This window comes from Segatella copri (assembly GCF_026015625.1).
GTDB lineage: Bacteria > Bacteroidota > Bacteroidia > Bacteroidales > Bacteroidaceae > Prevotella > Prevotella copri_H.
The window spans coordinates 758,564-778,467 of the sequence record NZ_JAPDVG010000001.1 but is presented as its reverse complement, the minus strand read 5'-3'; the positions used below and the strand labels follow the sequence as shown (position 1 = coordinate 778,467).

The window sequence follows — 19,904 nt, the reverse complement described above, 5'->3', positions numbered from 1 at the left end:
AGCCCTGGGTTTCTTGTTTTATTAACATCTTTTCAATCTTCTACTACAACAAAATAACTCATTTCGAGTTATTATATAAATTAAACTAAGATAAAAGAATAATAATGAAGAAACATATCATACTTGTACTGGCGCTCGTCCTGTCTTCAGGACCACTTTTCGCACAGAGTTCACACATGACCGATGATCAGGTCATGAGCTTTGTAGTGAAAGAACATGAGCGTGGCACATCCAACTCACAGATTGTTACCAAACTGATGCAGCAGGGCGTAGACATCTCCCAGATTCGACGTGTACGCAATAAGTATCAGAAGATGTCGCAGCAGAACGAGCTCTACAGCACAACCGCTGCAGGAAATGCAGGCAACAAGAGAATGCGAACCAACAATGGTAAACAAAGAGAAGATTACCAGGACAAGGATAATGAGAAGCAGGTTTCAACCTATAGCAATTATCGCATCCAGAGCAAGCAGAACGACAGCTACTATTCATCTTATGATGAGAATAATCCTGACTATGCTAACTTCAGCAAGGAGATGAACGCCCTGGTACCCGATACAGCTACCATGGTAAAACAGATGCAGGCTGAGCTCGGCATCAAGCGCAACAAGGTATTCGGCCGCGACATTTTCAATAACAAGGATCTCAGTTTCGAGCCAAATATGAACATCGCTACCCCACAGAACTATCGTCTGGGACCTGGCGATGCGGTTATCATAGATATCTATGGCGCCTCTCAGAAAACCATCGAGAGCACCGTTTCGCCAGATGGTGAGGTAACCATCGAGGGTTATGGACCAGTCAGCGTTTCAGGCTTGACCGTAGCTCAGGCTAATGCCCGCCTGCGCAATACCGTGGGCAGCAGATACCGTTCAAGCCGCATCAAGCTTACCGTAGGACAGACCAAGACCATCATGGTAAACGTGATGGGCGAGGTTAAGATTCCGGGCACCTATACCCTCTCAGCCTTCGCTACCGTATTCCATGCACTCTACATGGCTGGCGGAACCAACGATCTGGGTACATTGCGCAACATCAAGGTTTACAGACATAATAAACTGGTAACGGTTGTTGATATCTACGACTATATTCTGAACGGCAAACTGACGGGTAATGTCCGCCTTGCCGACAACGATGTCATCGTAGTAGGTCCATACGATTGTCTCGTAACCATCGCCGGAAAGGTTAAGCGCCCGATGATTTACGAAATGAAGAAGAACGAGAGTGTCAATTCCCTTCTGAAGTATTCCGGTGGTTTTACAGGCGATGCCTACAAGAAATCAGTAAGACTGAACCGCAAGACAGGCAGAGAACATGCCGTATATAATGTAGGGGAGTTCGACTTCTCAAGTTTCCGCATCGATGACGGCGACTCAATCAGCGTAGACAGCATCCTGCCACGCTACGCCAACACCGTAGAGGTGAAAGGAGCCGTATTCCGTCCGGGCATGTACAATCTCGGCGAAGAAATCAACAGCGTACGCACCCTTGTAGAGCATGCCGAAGGATTAACAGAGGAAGCCTTCACCAACCGTGCCGTAATGCACCGCATGAAGTCAGACCGCTCACTCGAAGTAGTAAGTGTAGACATTGCCGGCATCATGAACGGCAAGACTCCAGATATCCCATTGAAGGAAAACGATGTTCTCTTCATCCCTACCCGACAGGAAAAGATTGTAGAGCGCACCCTCACCATCCGTGGCGAAGTGCAGTATCCAGGCGTCTATCAATATGCCGACAATGAGACCCTCGAAGACTTCGTTCTTCAGGCAGGCGGTTTAACCGACAAGGCTTCAACAGTTAATGTAATGGTAAGCCGTAGAGTAATGGATGCCAAGGCTTTACGTCCAGATAGCGTTATCGCCAAGACCTACACCCTATCTCTCAAAGACGGCTTCGTTATCGACGGCACTCCTGGCTTCAAGCTGATGCCATTTGATGAAGTAATGATTCGTCAGAGTCCGGCGTATGTAGAGCAGCAGAACGTATCAATTACCGGTGAAGTGATGTTTGCCGGTCTCTATACATTAGACCATCGCAACGCCCGTTTGAGTGAACTCTTCAAGAAGGCAGGTGGAGCTACCGACCAGGCATATCTCAAGGGAGCCCGCATCATCCGCAAAGCCAACGAACAAGAGAAGCAGCGCATGGAGGCAGTATTGAAGATGCAGCGCGAAGAGATGCAGAAAAACCTTCTGCAGCTTGCCGCCAGCAGCAACAATTCCAGTGCACTCACCCAGAGCTCAAAGGATGTAGAGCGCACCAACATAGAGAAGTTCAACGTACCTAGCGAATACCCTGTAGGTATCGACCTTCCAGAAGCACTGGCGAACCCAGGCAGTGATGCCGACATCATCTTACGAGAGGGCGACCGTCTGGTCATTCCTCAGTACAATGGTACGGTAAAGATCAATGGTGCCGTAATGTTTGCTAACACGGTAGCCTACGAAAAGGGCAAAAAGGCAAGCTATTACATCGACCAGGCAGGTGGTTTTGCCTCAGATGCATTAAAGAGCAAGGCATACATCATCTATATGAATGGCAAGGTAGCCAAGCTCTCTCATGGTGCCAAAGTGCAGCCAGGCAGCGAGATTGTCGTCCCAGCCAAGCTGAAGCGCAAGATGAGTACCGCCGAAATGATGAGTATGGGAAGCAGCATGAGCAGCATCGCCGCCATGATTGCTACGATTGCTAATATGAGTAAGTAAGAATAATCAAACCCTATAAAAAAGGAGTCATTTTATGAAATATCCTATAGGAATACAAGATTTCGAAAAGCTACGTACAAATGGATATTCGTATGTAGATAAGAGCCGATTCGTGTACAAGTTGGCGACAGAGGGAGAATACTATTTCCTCAGTCGTCCACGCCGATTCGGAAAGAGTCTCTTTCTGTCTACTTTGGAAGCATACTTCCAGGGTAAGAAGGAACTCTTCGAGGGCTTAGCCATATATGACTTGGAAACAGATTGGAAGAAATATCCTATCTTCCATATTGATCTCAACACAGCCAACTTTCGAGAGAAAGACAGCCTGTATATGGTGCTTAATGACTACCTCACAACTTGGGAAAGCAAATATGGAGCCCGTGAGTCAGAAGCCACACTTGCCCTTCGTTTCAAGGGTGTGATAGCAAGAGCTGCGGAGAAAGAAGGATGTGGTGTCGTAATACTTATTGATGAATACGACAAGCCTATACTTCAGACCCTGCGCGACCCAAAGTTACAGGCAGAACACCGTGCACAGCTGAAAGCATTCTATTCTGTATTGAAGACACAAGACCGATATATCAAGTTTGCATTCCTCACAGGTGTAATCAAGTTTGGCAAGGTTAGCGTGTTCAGCGACCTCAACAACCTGACGGATATCTCGATGGACCACCGCTATATTAGCATCTGCGGAATGACAGAGAAGGAACTGCTTACGAATTTCAAGGAAGGTATCAACGAATTAGCCGAAGCCAATGGCGATACAGAAGAAGCCACAATAGCAAAACTGAAGGCAAGATACGACGGATATCATTTCGAGGAAAATACAGTAGGCATCTATAACCCATTCAGCGTACTGAACACTTTGTCAAGACTTCGCTATAAAGACTACTGGTTTGAGACTGGCACACCAACATTTCTAGTTGACTTGCTGAAAATGCACAACTATCGTTTGCCAGACATGACAAAGGAAAGGGTATCAGACGATGTAATCAACAGCGTGGATTCGCTGTCAACCAATCCGATACCTGTGATATACCAGAGTGGTTATCTCACTATCAAAGGCTATGACGAAAGGTTTAAGAAATATCTGCTAGGCTTCCCGAACAAAGAGGTGGAAGAAGGTTTCCTTAACTTCCTCCTACCGTTATACTGTTCTGCAGGTGATCGTTCCGCCTTTATGGTCGATGAGTTTGTGAAGGATGTTGAAGCAGGACATGTTGAACAATTTATGAATCGGCTTACCGCTTTCTTTGCGGACAACAGCTATCAGGTAGCAGGCGAAGCAGAACTTTACTTCCAAAATGCCCTATATCTCATTTTTAAGATTATGGGATTCCACACACAGGTAGAAATACCGACAAGTGAAGGCAGGATGGACGTTCTCATTCAAACTTCCGACTACATCTACATCATCGAATGCAAATTAGATGGAAGCGCCGAAGAAGCTCTGCATCAGATAGAAGTCAAAAACTATGCAGCTCCTTTCGCTATGGATAAGCGAACAGTTGTCAAGCTAGGCATCAACTTCTCCAGCAAGACAAGAGGAGTTGAGAGTTGGAAGCAGGGATAAGTTAGCAGCATCGCCGCCATGATTGCTACGATTGCTAATATAAGTAAGTAAGAAATTGATTACAAAGCAAAAATGGAAAATAATAATAATAACCTTGAGGTAATTGATCTCAGAATCATTATAAAGAAGATATGGGCTAAGAGAAAGCTATACTATATCGTATTACCTATAGTATTTGTACTCTCTTGCGCATATATTCTTTGTATACCTCGTACATACACATCAAGTCTGAGTTTAGCACCTGAGGTAAACAACAGTTCAAATATTGGTGGTACACTTGGCTCGTTGGCCTCTTCTTTTGGTATTGACCTTGGAAATATGGAGACTACTGACGCCATTAACCCGATGCTCTACCCTGACTTGATGGAAGACAATGGTTTCGTAGTTGGATTATTTGATATCAAGGTAACAACAGAAGACGGAAGCGTAAAATGCAGTTATTACGATTATCTGACTAAACATCAAGAGTATACTTTCTGGGCAAAGGGATTTGGTTACATCAAAAAACTCTTTCAAGAGAAGAAAGCAACAGGAGTTTCTAAAAAGATCAATCCTTACATGCTTTCAAAGAAACAAGATGATGTAGCATCAGCCATCCGTAAGAACATCACAATCAATATTGACAAGAAAACTGCCGTTATCACCATTTCTACAGAGGCTCAAGACCCACTGATTTGCAAGACTATTGCAGATTCCGTAAAAGAGCGTCTTCAGGTATATATCACAAACTACCGAACCCGCAAAGCTCGTGTAGACGAACAATACTATAAGACCCTCATGACTGAAGCAAAGCATGAGTACGAAAAAGCTCGCCAAAGATATGGTTCATACGCTGATGCCAATACTGATGTGCAATTGGCTAGTTTGCAATCAAAGCAAGATGATATGGAAAACGATATGCAGCTAAAGTATAATGCTTATAGTGCAATGGTAACACAATATCAGGCAGCCAAAGCAAAAGTACAAGAACGCACGCCAGCCTTTACTGTCGTAAAAGGAGCTGCAGTGCCAATAAAAGCAGCCAAGCCAAAGCGTATGCTATTTGTACTTGGAATGTGTTTCTTGGCAATAATCATACTAGGTATTTATAGCATTAGGGACTTGATTATTAAATAAACTCCTATAAATATGGAAAAAATAAATAAGCTTAAACGTATAACACAAAATACGCTTATGCTATTTGTTCGCATATTGATTTTGACTATAGTCAACCTATATGCTGTACGTTTATTACTTAGAGGACTAGGTGCTTGCGATTACGGAATCTATAACGCCGTAGCAGGTGTTGTCACATTAAGTTCCTGCTTAATTCCCGTATTTTCCCAGGCAATACAGAGATTTTACTCCTATCTTTCAGGAAAGGGAGAAACGGAAAAACAACAAACAGTATTCTCTGTTAGTACAAATGTAGTAATATGTTTCTGTATCATATTGTTTCTGATATTTGAGACTGCAGGTATTTGGATGCTTAACTCGCAGATGATGATACCAGAAAATCGTCTTTATTCTGCTAACATCGCATTCCAATTTGCCATGTTCTCCTTCTTCTTCACCCTGCTTCAAATTCCATATACAGCAGCAATTTATGCTCATGAAGAAATGGGAATATATGCATTGGTTTCCTGCTTAGACTGTGTTTTAAAACTCTTGGCAGCATTTCTTATAGGAATAACAGCTATTGACAATCTCGTTTTCTATTCAATAAGTCTTAGCATCATTGCCATAATCGTATTTACTACATATATGGCATATGCAAAGAAGCACTATACAGAATGCAGATATACTTTTATTAAAAGTAAGTCAAAATACAAAAAGCTGCTTTCATTTACAGGGTGGTCTATGCTAGGATCAATGGCAGGAGTAGGACTTATTCAGGGCAGTGCTATCCTCCTCAACATATTCTTCGGGCCGCTTGTAAATGCAGCTTTCGCCATAGCTATCAGCATATACAATGCAACGTTATCATTGGCAAACAGTATAGTTCTTGCATTTAGAGCACCAATGATAAAAGCCTATGCCGCAAATGAAACACAAACGCTTGACGTGATGTTTGGCATCAGTAACAAATGCATCCTATACCTTTTAGTTGCAATAGCTATTCCTATTTTTACAGAAATGGAACAAGTGCTCACTATCTGGCTCGGTTCACCAACAGTTGAAGCTATAACGTTTGCACGCATAATTCTTATATACACCGTTTGTCTTGCTATCAGCAGTCCAATAACGACAATTATACAAGCAACCGGAAATGTCAAGTTCTATTACATCTGTACAGATAGTATGACTTTAATGCACTTGCCCCTAGCCTATATGATGCTGAAATGGGGCATGCCTTCGTACAGTGTACTACTTTCTATGTTGAGTGTTATCATTATAGCTCATTTCATAAGGATCGTAATACTGAAGAGAAGCCATGAGTCATTCAAATTAAGGACTTACTTACAGGAGTTTCTATTACGCGGCTTAGTAATAACAGTTATAAGCTATTTGGCTACTAGTACATTCAGAACTTATATTGATAATGACATCATTCGACTTTTAATAGTTTTCATGGTATCACCAATGATAACCATCATACTCTTTGCAGTATTTGGAACAAACAGTTCTGAACGGCATCAAATAACAAAGATTGCAATGAATTTCATAAAGAGAAAATAAAAAATGGCATATATTATCATATCTCTCTTCATACTTGCAGGCTTATGTGCCCTTATAGAATCGCACTTTCAAGACAATGAGAAGAATAAGCTGATGCTTTTTTTTCTCGTTTCTTTGGTATTGACGGCAGGATTGAGAGAAGTTGGTCTAGATCCTGATTCCGAGAACTACGAAATGGTATATAGGAACTACTATTCTGTGACAGCAACAGAAAATACGGAGTTCACTTATCTCCTATTGTCTGCATTCTTCAATCTATTCACAAATGACGTGCATATATTGTTCATCTTATATGCCATCATGGGAGTTGGGCTGAAATTACTTGCAATACGCAAGACAACAGATTTTACCTTTCTATCACTTGCCATCTACATCAGTTTCTATTTCTGCGTTCATGAGATGACCCAAATCAGAACAGGTGTTCTATCGGGAATGTTCTTACTCTCACTAACGCTGATAGCTGAAGGAAAGCGAAAATGGGCACTTTTCTTGATCTTGGCAGGTTCATGCTTCCATGTTTCAGGACTTGCACTTATTCCTCTGCTCTTACTTAACAACAAAGAGCTAAAAGGCAAAAGAAAGATTTTTTGGTGCTGCGTCATTCCAACCGGATATGCTATTTACTTTATCGGCGTTGGTGTGATGATTATGCTCGACATACCGTTTATAGGTGCTAAATTGGCGAATTATCAACAGGCAGAAGATACAGGGCAATCAATGGCCGGAGTAAACGTATTCGGTCCGCTGTACTTGTTAAACATTATTATATACTTCTATCTCATGTATTTTTCAAAAACGGTAACAGAATACAATAGGTACTTTCCTATTATAATCAAAATATTTGCATTAGGAATTCTCGCTTATGCATCACTCTCATTAATTCCAGTTATTGCTGAAAGAATCAGTTTACTGCTTAGAGTTGTAGGAATATTTCTGTTTCCTTGCATTGCATGCACTATAAGACCAAGATGGTTAGGAATTACAATAGTGCTATTGCTAGGACTCATATATATAAACTATGGTTTGAACTATATTGATTTCCAATTTATCTGGAAAGTATAATTATAATAACAGAAAATTAAATAATAAAGAAAATATGAAACCAAGAATTATAGCATTGTATTTACCCCAGTTCCACCCTATCCCTGAAAACGATGAGTGGTGGGGCAAGGGATTCACAGAATGGACCAACGTAGTAAAGGCCAAGCCTTTATTTAAAGGACATTATCAGCCTCACCTACCAGCTGATTTAGGCTTCTATGATTTACGTTTGTCTGAGGTGAGAGAGCAGCAGGCAGAACTGGCCAGAGCAGCAGGTATCGAAGGCTTTTGCTATTACCATTATTGGTTTGGCAATGGAAAACAATTGCTAGAGCGCCCATTTAACGAGGTGCTTGCTTCTGGAAAGCCAGATTTCCCATTCTGTATCTGCTGGGCTAACCATGATTGGACCAACAAGACATGGGTTAAAGGTAAAAGCATTCGCAGGGATTCCATGATTATGAAGATGGAGTATTCCACAGAGGATCATATAGCCCACTTCAATGCCCTGTTGCCTGCTTTCCGCGACAAGAGATATATTACGGTTGACGGTAAACCTCTATTTGCTATTTACCAACCTAAAGCTATACCTAACGTGAAGCAGTTCATCGAACTCTGGCAGAAGATGGCAAAAGAGAATGGCTTAAAAGGTATTCATTTCGTGGGCTATACCACCAACTCATCAGGACGTTCAGCAAAGGACGGCAAGCTGTCGCTTTGGGCTACAGATGAGGCAGCCGAACACTATCAGTCGGTACTTGATTTGGGATTTGACGCAGTGCTGCCATCAGGACTTGCCAGAGCACAGTCGATGAGCAAGGGAAAACTGAGAATGCTATTCTATTTCTTGACAAAGAACAGTTTCTTGCCAACCTCTAATATCTGCGACTACAGCGACGTAATGAAACATTACTATGTTGAAGAGGATACATGGGAGAATGTTTATCCGTCACTGTTGCCACAATGGGACCGCACGCCAAGAGCCGGAGTTGCTACCAACCCTCTGATTAATGCAACACCAGAAAAGTTCCAGAAGACAATAGAAGAGGCTATAGGACTTATTAAACATAAGTCACCTGAACACCAAATTCTATTCCTTAAGGCATGGAACGAATGGGGCGAAGGCGATTACGTAGAACCAGATGACCGTTTCGGCCATGGATGGTTAAATGCGATAAGAAATGCGTTGAACACATGTAAATAATAAGATTATGGAGAAGATACTATTTATCGGAGATTGTGGAAACTTCAAAAATACGTCAAATGGAGTTTACGCCAAGAACATTCAGTTGTTCAACCGACTAAAAGAGGTATTTGTGACGCTGAAACACGTTAACACCAACAACTGGAAGAAAAATCCTTCTGTCCTGTTGAATGTTCTCCGTTCTATCTGGCAATATAGAAAGAAAGATATTATCATATCTTTAAACACCTATAGTTCATACAAACTGATAAAGATAGTGAAGAGGCTGTTTCCGTCAATCCGTTTGAACTATTTCGTCATAGGTGGAATACTCCCTAACTTCATCTCCCAACTGGAGATGAAGCAAAGGGAATGCTACTCCATTGTCAAGTGGTTTATGGTAGAAAGTCAAGAAATGAAACGCAAGATGGAGCTTTTGGGATATAAGAATGTTATCCACATTCCTAACTTCAAGAAGATCGCATACATTCCTGAAAAAAGCACAGAAACTTCTGTACCCTTCCGATTTGTATTCTTGTCGAGAATCATCCCTGAAAAAGGATGCGACCTCATCATGGAAGCTACAAGAAGAATAAACAAAGAAATCGGGGAAGACAAATTCCTTGTGCATTTCTATGGAAAGATAGATGATTCCTACGAGTCTCAATTTCTCAAAATCATCAACGAGATTCCAAATGCAGAATACAAAGGTTTCCTCAATCTTGCAGATGTTTCAAACTACGATGTTTTGGCAAGTTACTCTGCAATGTTATTTCCTACATTCTGGAAGGGCGAAGGCTTCCCTGGCATCCTGATTGATGCCATGATTGCAGGAACACCAGTTATCGCTTCCGAATGGGGTTACAACACCGAAATAATTGAAAATGGCACAACTGGTATTATTATCAAAAGCAAAAATGTAGATGAGTTGGCTAATGCTATGAATTCATTTATCTGCAACCATTCAAAGGTAGCAGAGATGACCCGACATTGCAGAATACAGGCGATGGAATATGATACTGCTAAAGTGTTGAACAAAGATCTTTTTGCAAAAATACTAAAGAAAGAAATTGAATAGACTAAAGATTTTAACTACTATTATCTAAGGTAGTGCGCCCATATTATCTAATGGTGTTATAATAAATAATAATACTTTCAGTACAAACTTTCCCATGCTAGCATCTGCCAGCATAGGAAAGATTTATTTTTTCTCCCATATCATTCAACGCTTCCTGCGTGAAATAATTCATCATACCTCCCAGCGAAGTAAAGGTAAGTTCCCCAAAATAGATTTTACCTTCTATATCATAGAAATCTACTCTAACCTGCGGGAAAGGCTTTGCTAGTATTCTGGCATACTCTATCATAGATTCCAAATTCTCCGGACGTTTCAAACCACTTTTTCTAATATTATAATGCTTAGTTATTGCAAGCAAGTCGGAACGATCCTTCCAATCCAAATCATAACATGCAATTTCAGCCTCTCCTCCACTCTTACGGTTAGATATCACCAAAAAAGCATAAGGTTCTCCATTAAAGCACCAAAGTTTATAGTCCACAATAGACTTTTCACCTTCAGGAATAGGTAACAATTCCTCTGCAAACACAAGAGGTGTGATGGAATTATAATGTGGCTCAGCTGATAAAGCACCAATATTCTTTTGTTTCAACCAGCCAGCGGCCTTATCCTTTAATGACTTCATGTCAGATGCTGACATTTTTTTCTTATCACAAATCGCTATATTAGTTCCTTTTCCATCGCCATTGTTAGACTTGAGCATGAAAGCATCAGGAAGTTCATCAAAACAAATATCTGGAACCTTGTCCCATACTGCATACAATTTGGTAAGTATACTTTCCAAACCACACTCCTTAACATAGTCTCTTACCAATACCTTATCTGCCAACCGACTCCACAACGTTGTATCTGTATACAACTTCTGATACAAGATTTTTTCGTTCAAATCGTGAGGATTTTTAAGATTTGGCAGTCGCTTGAACCTTATCAAATATCGCAACTTCACAACTGCAACAGGAAAATTCACCAATATTGCAGCCAATATTTTTTTAATATATTCCATATCTATTTCTTTTGATAAATTCTTATCCAATCAAATATTATTTTTCAATCGTATATAGATGATTTAACACAAGACGGACATACTCTTCGTTATTAAATAAATACTTTTTGCGTTCACTCCATTGATTAATATGCAGAACCACCAGTTCAAATACTTCTTGAGGTTTCATTATCAGCCACTCCTTAAGATCTTCATTATTATGCAATATAAAATCAACGGTTGACAATAGCTCCAGAAGATAATTGGAATAATAACCAGAGAGGAAACTTGCCGTCTTCTTACAAATATCCTCATAAGGTTTATTCTCTTCGTTTGCCAAGAATTCCTGAACATCTCTGAATGTATCAGGTGACAACCAGATAGGATCAAATGGCTTTTGTTCCATCTGTCCTACACCTTTTAGATAACTTCCGTTCAGGTAATGAAGAACAAATCTTACCTTGCCAGAATAAGGACCATAATAATATTGTCTAAATTGTAACTTCAAGCTATCCGCAGCTCCAAATTTTTGCAGGAAATATGCCAACTTTTCTGCAGCAAATTCAGATGCGAACTCACCTTCTGAAACCAAAGAACAGAGCATATATAACAACATGGCTCTTGCCGGAGTCAATTTTACTCGTTCTGATTTCATCAACTCTATAATTGCTTCGTTTGGTTCATAAAGAATAATTTCACAATTTAAATCAGACAGTTGACTGATAATCATCTGTTTTACGATATTCCAATCCAAGCCACCATTATGACTACCCAATGGTGGAATAGCTATAGACTCAATATGATATTCAAGAATCTTATCTTTCAAATCTTTGAGCCCCATCTCTATATAGGAATATTCAGAGGGTTTTCTCCAGGTCGTTTTTGTTGGAAAGTTTACGATGATTTTATTAATCCCATATACATTCTGTTCTTGGGTTATGAACATTGAACCAATGCGAACAAGTTTATCTTTACATGCCTTTCTGTAGAGAATATAATTATTAGGGTAAGCCTCCTTAAATTGCAAGGCTATACCTTTACCCATCACTCCCACTGTGTTTACAGTATTGACAAGTGCTTGAGCTGTACTTTCCAATAAATTGCCTTTTATAAATCTTATCATATCTAATAATAATATTCCGGTTTCACAATAATCTTATCTTTAGGAATCCCATAAGAAATCATTTTTTCTAATGCTTTCTCACTATAAACAAGGAATCCTACTATAAATTGAGGCGGAATTTCATCCTTAAATAATAGCTCGGCCTCTTTTTTTCGTTTTCTATCGTCCCATGGAGATTGATTGAACCAATAGGTTGCATAAACATCTTCTATCTTGACCAAACTATCCAATCGTTGCAAATCAGACTTGGAATAGAATTTACTCATATTATTCAATGCATGGCCATCTGTAAAAACGCAATGTAAATCACTATTAATTACATCCTCTATTCGTATTACGCAATAGACTATCTCATCAGGTTCTTTCTTTGTCAATATACCATTACCATTCTGAATATTATATAACATGGGTGACCTGGGACCAAAATAGAAAGGAATAAATTCTGAAAGGAAAGACCCATCTGGTAGTTGCTTCGTTGAACGGGCATCCATAACAGACATATCCCCTATTGGCACAAAACTATCACTTGCAAAAGGTGAATCATTATGTACCAAACCATATTTCATAACATGAGGCATGTTATCTATATGGAGAATTCTAAAAGCATACCTAATATGCTTCTTAAAACTTGCTTTATCTTCCAAAACTAAATTTGATTCTAAATCAATGCAAATATACGTTTTTTATTTGAAACATACAAATATAGTTTGGTCTATTCAATAAAAATTAGTATTTTTTGATATTGTTTTAAATCCTAAAAATTGAAAATCAACTATTATATACGTTCCTATTAAGTACTTATTTCTCTACCATTTAAATTCAGAACAGATATCGGGCATGCGAAACACAATAAAAAGCAAAGGAGAACGTTATCTAAAAAAATTAGAATATGAAAAAAATAGGTAAATATAAAATGAAAGAAGACTTAGTATCAGTCATCATGCCTACTTATAATGCCGGCAAATTTCTTGCTGACAGCATTCAATGTATACTGAGGCAAACATACGAAAATCTGGAGCTTATTATAACTGACGATGCATCTACTGATAAAGATACCATTAAGATTCTGAAGGAATTTGCCCAAGCAGACAAGAGAGTAAAAATAGAACTACTCTCAGAAAACCATGGACCGGGATATGTCCGAAACGCATGTATCAAAAGAGCAGAAGGAAGATACATCGCATTCTGTGATTGCGACGACAGATGGATTCCAGAGAAACTGGAAATCCAAATCAATTACATGTCAGAAAAGAAGTGCGCTCTCTGCTGTGCAACTTATCTTATATGCAATTCCAACTATGAGGCCACAGGCATCAATATTCCGCCACGCCGCATCACGTATAAAATGATAAAACGTGACAATAAAATCGGATGTCTCACAGCTATCTATGATACAAAAGCTTTGGGGAAGAAATACTATATGCCTACTATCCGCAAAAGACAGGATTGGGCTATGTTTATTCAGATTCTTCAACAATGCAAAATATGCTACGCTTATACCAAAAAGCCTCTAGCCTACTATTGTGTAAGAAAGAATTCAGTTTCCAGAAAAAAAATGCAACTCATTCACTACAACGTAGCTGTATACGAAACCATACTGAAATTCAGTAAGTTAAAAGCATATTTATACTTCTTTCTGCTGTTTCTTCCAAGCTATGGTTGCAAAATTCTAAAAAGAAAAATCGATTCTAGACAATATATGCGCTCACCAAACGTTTTAAAATAAAACATAATAGAACAAAATGAATAGAGTGCAACTAATGAATTTTACAAATATTCCTTTCGGAATAGAATTTAATAACAACGTTGTAGAAAGACGTTTCATTGCCGATGGCATGAATGTTTTTGAAAGAAACGTAAAACGGGCGGGAGACTGTCTATTAGCTATCAGTGGCTTAATAGTTTTCTCACCATTATTTGCTGTATGCTATTTTCTCGTAAAAAGAGAAGATAATGGACCTGCTATCTTTAAACAAGAAAGAATCGGCCGATTCGGCAAACCTTTCTACATATATAAATTCAGAAGCATGAGAGTGGATGCAGAAAAAGATGGTCCTCAGCTCTTCAAGCACAATCAAGAAACTCGCCTGACTCATATTGGAGCATTCCTTAGGAGACATCACCTCGATGAACTTCCTCAGCTTTGGAATGTTGTAAAGGGCGATATGGCGTTTATCGGTCCTCGCCCTGAACGTAAATTCTATATCGACCAGATTATGGAGCATGATCCTCGATATATTTATCTGTATCAGATTCGTCCAGGAGTAACTTCTTATGCCACCTTATATAATGGATATACGGATACGATGCCGAAGATGTTGAGAAGACTAAGTCTTGACCTCTTCTACCTGGAGCACAGATCCTGGTGGTTTGATGCCAAGATTCTGTCCAAAACTATGATGAACATCCTGTTTGGCAAAATATTCTAATGATTAACTGCTGATGCAATAAAGGGGTGAATACTTTTTATATAGTGTATTCACCCCTTTATTGTACCTTCTTCCTAAATAAATCCTTATTTACCTGTTGGGAAGAATCGGGGCACCTGCATAAACCTGTGTTTAGACAATAGCATAAACCTGTGTTTAGACAGTGAATGCTGCCCCTCAAAAAGTAGACACAGAAAGGTGGAAAACTGATGGAAAATGATTACCTTTGCAAGCAGATAGAGTTGTGTGCCCTGTAGAGAGGGCGTAGCCCGAACGTAAGGGCACACAACTTGCCGAAGCACGGTTATCTTATCGTCAAGTATTCACCAGAAAGGAAACTTTTTATGGCAAAGCATTTAAATCCATTGGAAAAGGAGTTCTTGATTCGTAAGTTCAAGGGAAACTCCAAAGTTAAGCTCAGTGATTTCTGCAGGGCAAACAATGTCTCGGAAACTTCTTTTAAGAAGTGGCTGAAGCAATATGAAGAAGCAGGCATAGAGGGGTTGGCTCGTGCTGATGCTGAGATTGGGAACATACTTCCTGAGGGCATTGACAAAACCAAGGAGGGGTATAAGCGAGAAATCCTACGCTTGCGTATTGAGAATGAACGGCTCAAAAAAAAATATCTGGTGAGGCAGAACGAGGATGGGCAAACGGAGTATGTTCGTTTAAAAATGAAGAGTTCAAAATAGTGGACATGCTATCGCACGAGTATCCTGTCAAGGATATCTGCAAGATGATGGGAGTAAGTCGGTCGGGGTATTACAAGTGGCTTAGAAGAGAGCCTTCATCCCGTGAGATCAATCGTGAGTTCATGGTGGGTGTGGTTGAGGACATACACTCGGAACACCCAACACATGGCTACAGGTGGGTGGCGGCGTACATAAGAATCAATTTACAGTTGAGTATCAGCGACAATTTCTCTTATAAATGCTTCCAATATCTTGGTATTCAGTCACAAACGAGACACAAGATACATTACAAACCACGTAAGGTAAAGGATAAGTACCCCAACCTCATTTATTCCACGTGGGACACGGTAGACAGACCTCGACAAGTTATCGTCTCTGACATGACAGTCATCAAATACTCTTGGTTCTTCTTTGAGTTGACCATGTATTTCGATGTCTTTACGAAAGAAATCCTAACGTGGCATGTGGCTGAGAGACGTGGACATAGAGACCAGTACATTGATGGGCTAAATGATGTCATCAACCTGTTGAAGGGCACAGATGAGCCAACTGTTCTTCATACGGACCAAGGTAGCGTGTATGCTTCACTCGCCTATAATGAGCTGATAAAGGACACGTTGATTGTGAGGTCTATGTCCAGGGCAGGAAAGCCTACAGACAACCCTGTGAACGAATCCCTCAACGGATGGATAAAAGAGGAATTGTTCATAGACTTCAAGATTGAGACATGTAATTCAAGAAAGGAGTTCGAGGAGGCCTTGGACGCATACGTGGATTATTACAATGAGAAAAGACCATGTTATGCTATCGGCTATGATACGCCAAATAATTACAGGAAGAGGTTTTATAAAGGGGAGCTTCCAAGAAAGGACACTTTTGGGAAGCGAGAGGCTAATGCAACACCGAAGTTCGTCACAGAACGGAAGAAAATGGCTGGAAATGAGAAAAATAAAGAATAATGTTCACTTTTATAAAGAAAAACTTGCAAATATGGATGAGATTGTCTACTTTTGCAAATGAAAAGGAACGAAATTTGATAGATATGTGTACTTTTAAAAATATAAATAATTAATAATCATTTTTTGTGTCTGTACTTCCCTGAAAAAGGTTGTCACTTAGGAACAAACAGAAGTGACAATGAAACGTAAGACAAGAATTGAACGTGTGTATAATGAGGACACAGGTTGGTTTGAGACCCGTGAGGTAGAGTTGAATAGCTACTCTTTTACAGATGATGATCGTATCATGATAGTTCGAGAGTATATGGAGAGTGGGCTCCCAGCAGAAGAAATCATCAAGAAATACTATATAAGCAGTCGTACAGTGCTATTTTCTTGGATGGATAAGTTCTTAAATGAAAAAGATTTGTTATCTTTGCCGCCAGAAGACCAAAACCGTGACGATATGGCAAAGACAACAAATGAACAGTTGAAAGAGAAAGATGCTGAGATTAAGCGTCTCCGCAAGGCTTTGGAGTTAGAGAAGCTTCGCTCTAAGGCATTCTCCACCATGATTGATCTCGCAGAAGAAACCTTCAATATTCCTGTGAGAAAAAAATCTGGTACCAAACAGTAAGCTTGCTCCGCACAGAGTGCCAGAGCCAAGGTTTAGGCACTCTATGCGGGCTGTTTGGTTTCACCCGGCAAGCATATAATAAGCGCAATGTCTCTGACGGCTTTGCTGAAGAGGCCATTGAGTCTATCATCATTGAAAAGGCACGTGAGTATCGTAAGTCGAATCCTGGCTTAGGAGCTGCAAAGTTGCATGCCATATTGAAACAGATGTTTGAGGATACAGGCTGCTTCCCTGGTCGTGACGCATTTATTGAGATGCTGCGTAAGCATGGACTCATGGTACGTATAAAGCGCCGTAGGCGCTATAAGACAACAGATTCCGACCATAATTATCGCAAATACCCAAACCTGATTAAGGGAGTAGTTCCTACCCATCCGAACCAGATTTGGGCAAGTGACATCACCTATGTTGAAACCAATGAAGGTGTGTGCTATCTCTCGCTTATAACAGACCTGTATTCCCATAAAATCGTTGGATGGGCTGTTGGTCCAACATTAGAAACAGTATATCCATTAGAAGCGCTTAAAATGGCATATAAAAGCATTGATGAAGAAACTGCAAAAGGACTCATTCATCACTCTGACAGAGGAAGCCAGTATTGCAGTCAGAATTATGTATCTATCCTAAAAAGTCATGGCTCACAAATAAGTATGACTCAAACAGGAGATCCTTTGGAGAATGCTATAGCAGAACGTGCAAACGGCATTTTAAAAACAGAATGGCTTTATAGAATGACAATTCCTACTCGTAAAGTATGTAAGAAGGAACTGACCAGGATTATTGCGTTTTATAACGACGAAAGACCGCATATGAGTATCGGTAATCAAACACCATCAGTTGCACATACTCAAGTGGGGCCACAGCAGAAAATGTGGAAAAATCCTTGGGAAAATTCTTCTAATTAGTTGAAAATGTGTATCTTTGCATTTGAAAGAATATCATCACCGTAACCTTTCTAGGGATAGCTCCTTAAAAAGAGTAACCTAGTTAGGTATAATGGGTATTCGCTGACAACCCATATAGTGATAAAATTAAAAATGCGTAACCCATTTAGTGATAAGAAAAATAGATAGTAACAAATTTAGTTTAACCATCCTAAAGGTGACAACTTTTTCACGTATAAGACAGTCCACTTTGGGGAACTGCTACAGAATACTGATTATTTGTCGGAATTTAGCATTTTAACACAATTTATTTGTCGGAATTTAGCATTTTAGTACAATTTATTTGTCGGATTTCAATATTTTTATTATTTTTGCAGCTGATAATCAAATAATTAAGAAGATGCAAGAATATATCAGTAGAAATATCGACAAAGAACTTATCGCTTGGAAAGACGATTCCATGCGCAAACCACTCTTGCTCCGAGGTGCTAGACAGGTAGGAAAATCATCTGCAGTCAGACACTTTGGAAAAGAATTCAAGTATTTTGCAGAGGTCAACTTTGAACGTCACAAGGCTATCAAGACCTTCTTTCAAGGAGATATCGACGTTCACATGATAACACAAAAAATCAGCAACTATATCAAGGTTCCTATGATTGCTGGCAAAACCTTGCTCTTCTTTGACGAGATACAAGAATGCCCTGAAGCCATCATGGCATTACGATTTTTCAAGGAAGAGTATCCTGAACTTCATGTGATAGCCGCAGGGTCATTACTAGAATTTACTCTCGAAGAACTCCCAACATTCGGAGTCGGTAGAATCCATTCCCTATTCATGTATCCAATGACATTTGATGAATTTCTTGTAGCCAACAATGAAGAGGGACTTATCAGCATGCGCAATGAATCCGACAGCCAACATCCTTTGGATACAGCTTTCCATGAGAAACTCATCGAGTACTTCCGTATCTATCTGTTGGTTGGTGGCATGCCAGAGAGTGTACTTGCATGGATCAAGACGCACGATTTCAACCGTTGCAGAAACATACAAGAAGACATCATCTTGACCTACGAAGATGACTTCGGTAAATATAAAAAGCGTGTCAATCCCGATTTACTTCGCACCACCATGCGTGGCATTTGCCATCAAGCAGGCGAAAAGCTCTCATTCACTACCATTTCTAAAGATTACAGAAGTTCACAAATTAGAGAAGCCATCCGATTACTGTCTCTCGCAGGTATTGTAACGCCAGTGGTTGCCACTTCAGGCAATGGCATTCCACTTGACGCAGAAGCTAACGAGAAAAGCATGAAGATTCTTTTCCTCGACCCAGGTTTGCTGTTGGCAGTTCTTCAACTGGAAGGCGATTTATCACAGCAGTTGATAGAGCTGATTATGACAGGAACTCCTCAGGAACTGGTCAACAAAGGAGGCATGACCGAGATGGTTGCAGGATTGGAAATCTTGCGCAACAAACCTTGCATCCAACGCCAAAAAATGTTCTATTGGGAGAAGACAGGCAATAGCATTGCCGAAATCGACTATCTTGAGATTCACCTTCTCAAGATTACTCCTATAGAGATCAAATCGGGTACACAAGGAGGCATGAAGAGTCTTTGGCTATTTATGAGAGAAAAACATCTCACCGAAGCATTCCGCTGTTCATTGGAAAACTTCGGGGAGTTTGAATACATAGACAAAAAGGATGACAATGCCATCAGACACGTCTCCATCCTCCCTCTCTATGCCTTAGCATTAATGAGAAAATAATTCGAATTACCTGCAAAAGCATGTGGCTATGCACAAATTCTAGTGAATCACATCCACACGCTTTTGCAGGTGCCCCTGAATTACGGGGCATAAGTCCCTGACTTTCATATCGTAAGTAACTGACTTTTGCATCGTAAGTCTTTGATTTCCGTCTCGGAAGCAACCGACTTCTGGATGACAGGATGACACTGGTGACAGTGATTTCTG

General features: G+C 40.1%; 17 protein-coding genes. 14 read left to right on the top strand and 3 right to left on the bottom strand.

What is annotated here, in order from left to right; genetic code table 11:
- The first annotated feature begins 104 nt into the window (after window positions 1-104).
- The 7 genes from ONT19_RS03340 to ONT19_RS03310 all read left to right on the top strand — a co-directional run bounded on the left by ONT19_RS03340 (window position 105) and on the right by ONT19_RS03310 (window position 10,241).
- A complete protein-coding gene (locus ONT19_RS03340) occupies window positions 105-2,708 on the top strand; it encodes an SLBB domain-containing protein (RefSeq protein ID WP_264952296.1) in 2,604 nt (867 codons plus the stop codon).
- Between the two features lie 34 nt (window positions 2,709-2,742).
- Window positions 2,743-4,281: an ATP-binding protein gene (locus tag ONT19_RS03335; protein ID WP_264952297.1), complete on the top strand. Its 1,539-nt coding sequence runs from the start codon at window positions 2,743-2,745 to the stop codon at window positions 4,279-4,281.
- A 72-nt stretch (window positions 4,282-4,353) separates the two neighbouring features.
- Window positions 4,354-5,397: a chain-length determining protein gene (locus tag ONT19_RS03330; RefSeq protein ID WP_264952298.1), complete on the top strand. Its 1,044-nt coding sequence runs from the start codon at window positions 4,354-4,356 to the stop codon at window positions 5,395-5,397.
- A gap of 12 nt (window positions 5,398-5,409) precedes the next feature.
- Window positions 5,410-6,939 (top strand): lipopolysaccharide biosynthesis protein, encoded by a 1,530-nt coding sequence (locus ONT19_RS03325; protein WP_264952299.1) that lies wholly within the window; start codon window positions 5,410-5,412, stop codon window positions 6,937-6,939.
- 3 nt (window positions 6,940-6,942) lie between these two features.
- Complete coding sequence (locus tag ONT19_RS03320; RefSeq protein WP_264952300.1) at window positions 6,943-8,001, top strand: EpsG family protein; 1,059 nt, start codon at window positions 6,943-6,945, stop codon at window positions 7,999-8,001.
- A 34-nt stretch (window positions 8,002-8,035) separates the two neighbouring features.
- Window positions 8,036-9,184: a glycoside hydrolase family 99-like domain-containing protein gene (locus tag ONT19_RS03315; RefSeq protein ID WP_264952301.1), complete on the top strand. Its 1,149-nt coding sequence runs from the start codon at window positions 8,036-8,038 to the stop codon at window positions 9,182-9,184.
- 7 nt (window positions 9,185-9,191) lie between these two features.
- A complete protein-coding gene (locus ONT19_RS03310; RefSeq protein ID WP_203068256.1) occupies window positions 9,192-10,241 on the top strand; it encodes a glycosyltransferase family 4 protein in 1,050 nt (349 codons plus the stop codon).
- Window positions 10,242-10,338: 97 nt separating this feature from the next.
- Here the strand turns inward: ONT19_RS03310 and ONT19_RS03305 are convergent, their stop codons facing one another.
- From ONT19_RS03305 to darT, 3 genes are read right to left on the bottom strand one after another with little or no spacing between them, the layout of a single operon-like run.
- Complete coding sequence (locus ONT19_RS03305) at window positions 10,339-11,244, bottom strand: ATP-grasp fold amidoligase family protein (RefSeq protein ID WP_203068255.1); 906 nt, start codon at window positions 11,242-11,244, stop codon at window positions 10,339-10,341.
- A 37-nt stretch (window positions 11,245-11,281) separates the two neighbouring features.
- Window positions 11,282-12,346 carry a type II toxin-antitoxin system antitoxin DNA ADP-ribosyl glycohydrolase DarG gene (gene darG, locus ONT19_RS03300; protein WP_118191185.1) on the bottom strand — a complete coding sequence of 355 codons (1,065 nt, stop codon included), beginning with the start codon at window positions 12,344-12,346 and terminating at the stop codon, window positions 11,282-11,284.
- A 2-nt stretch (window positions 12,347-12,348) separates the two neighbouring features.
- Window positions 12,349-12,990, bottom strand: coding sequence for a type II toxin-antitoxin system toxin DNA ADP-ribosyl transferase DarT (gene darT, locus ONT19_RS03295; RefSeq protein WP_264952302.1), 642 nt, complete (start codon window positions 12,988-12,990; stop codon window positions 12,349-12,351).
- Between the two features lie 245 nt (window positions 12,991-13,235).
- Here darT and ONT19_RS03290 point away from each other — a divergent pair, with 245 nt between their 5' ends.
- From ONT19_RS03290 to ONT19_RS03260, 7 genes are all read left to right on the top strand, one after another.
- Complete coding sequence (locus tag ONT19_RS03290; protein ID WP_264952303.1) at window positions 13,236-14,072, top strand: glycosyltransferase family 2 protein; 837 nt, start codon at window positions 13,236-13,238, stop codon at window positions 14,070-14,072.
- A 34-nt stretch (window positions 14,073-14,106) separates the two neighbouring features.
- Window positions 14,107-14,775: a sugar transferase gene (locus tag ONT19_RS03285; RefSeq protein WP_264952304.1), complete on the top strand. Its 669-nt coding sequence runs from the start codon at window positions 14,107-14,109 to the stop codon at window positions 14,773-14,775.
- A gap of 344 nt (window positions 14,776-15,119) precedes the next feature.
- Window positions 15,120-15,467, top strand: coding sequence for a helix-turn-helix domain-containing protein (locus ONT19_RS03280; protein WP_117695123.1), 348 nt, complete (start codon window positions 15,120-15,122; stop codon window positions 15,465-15,467).
- Between the two features lie 5 nt (window positions 15,468-15,472).
- A complete protein-coding gene (locus tag ONT19_RS03275) occupies window positions 15,473-16,426 on the top strand; it encodes an IS3 family transposase (RefSeq protein ID WP_117695121.1) in 954 nt (317 codons plus the stop codon).
- Between the two features lie 178 nt (window positions 16,427-16,604).
- Complete coding sequence (locus ONT19_RS03270) at window positions 16,605-17,042, top strand: transposase (RefSeq protein WP_089543290.1); 438 nt, start codon at window positions 16,605-16,607, stop codon at window positions 17,040-17,042.
- Between the two features lie 2 nt (window positions 17,043-17,044).
- Window positions 17,045-17,947 (top strand): IS3 family transposase, encoded by a 903-nt coding sequence (locus tag ONT19_RS03265; RefSeq protein ID WP_153083943.1) that lies wholly within the window; start codon window positions 17,045-17,047, stop codon window positions 17,945-17,947.
- Window positions 17,948-18,326: 379 nt separating this feature from the next.
- Complete coding sequence (locus tag ONT19_RS03260; protein ID WP_264952305.1) at window positions 18,327-19,697, top strand: ATP-binding protein; 1,371 nt, start codon at window positions 18,327-18,329, stop codon at window positions 19,695-19,697.
- The last annotated feature ends 207 nt before the right edge of the window (window positions 19,698-19,904 follow it).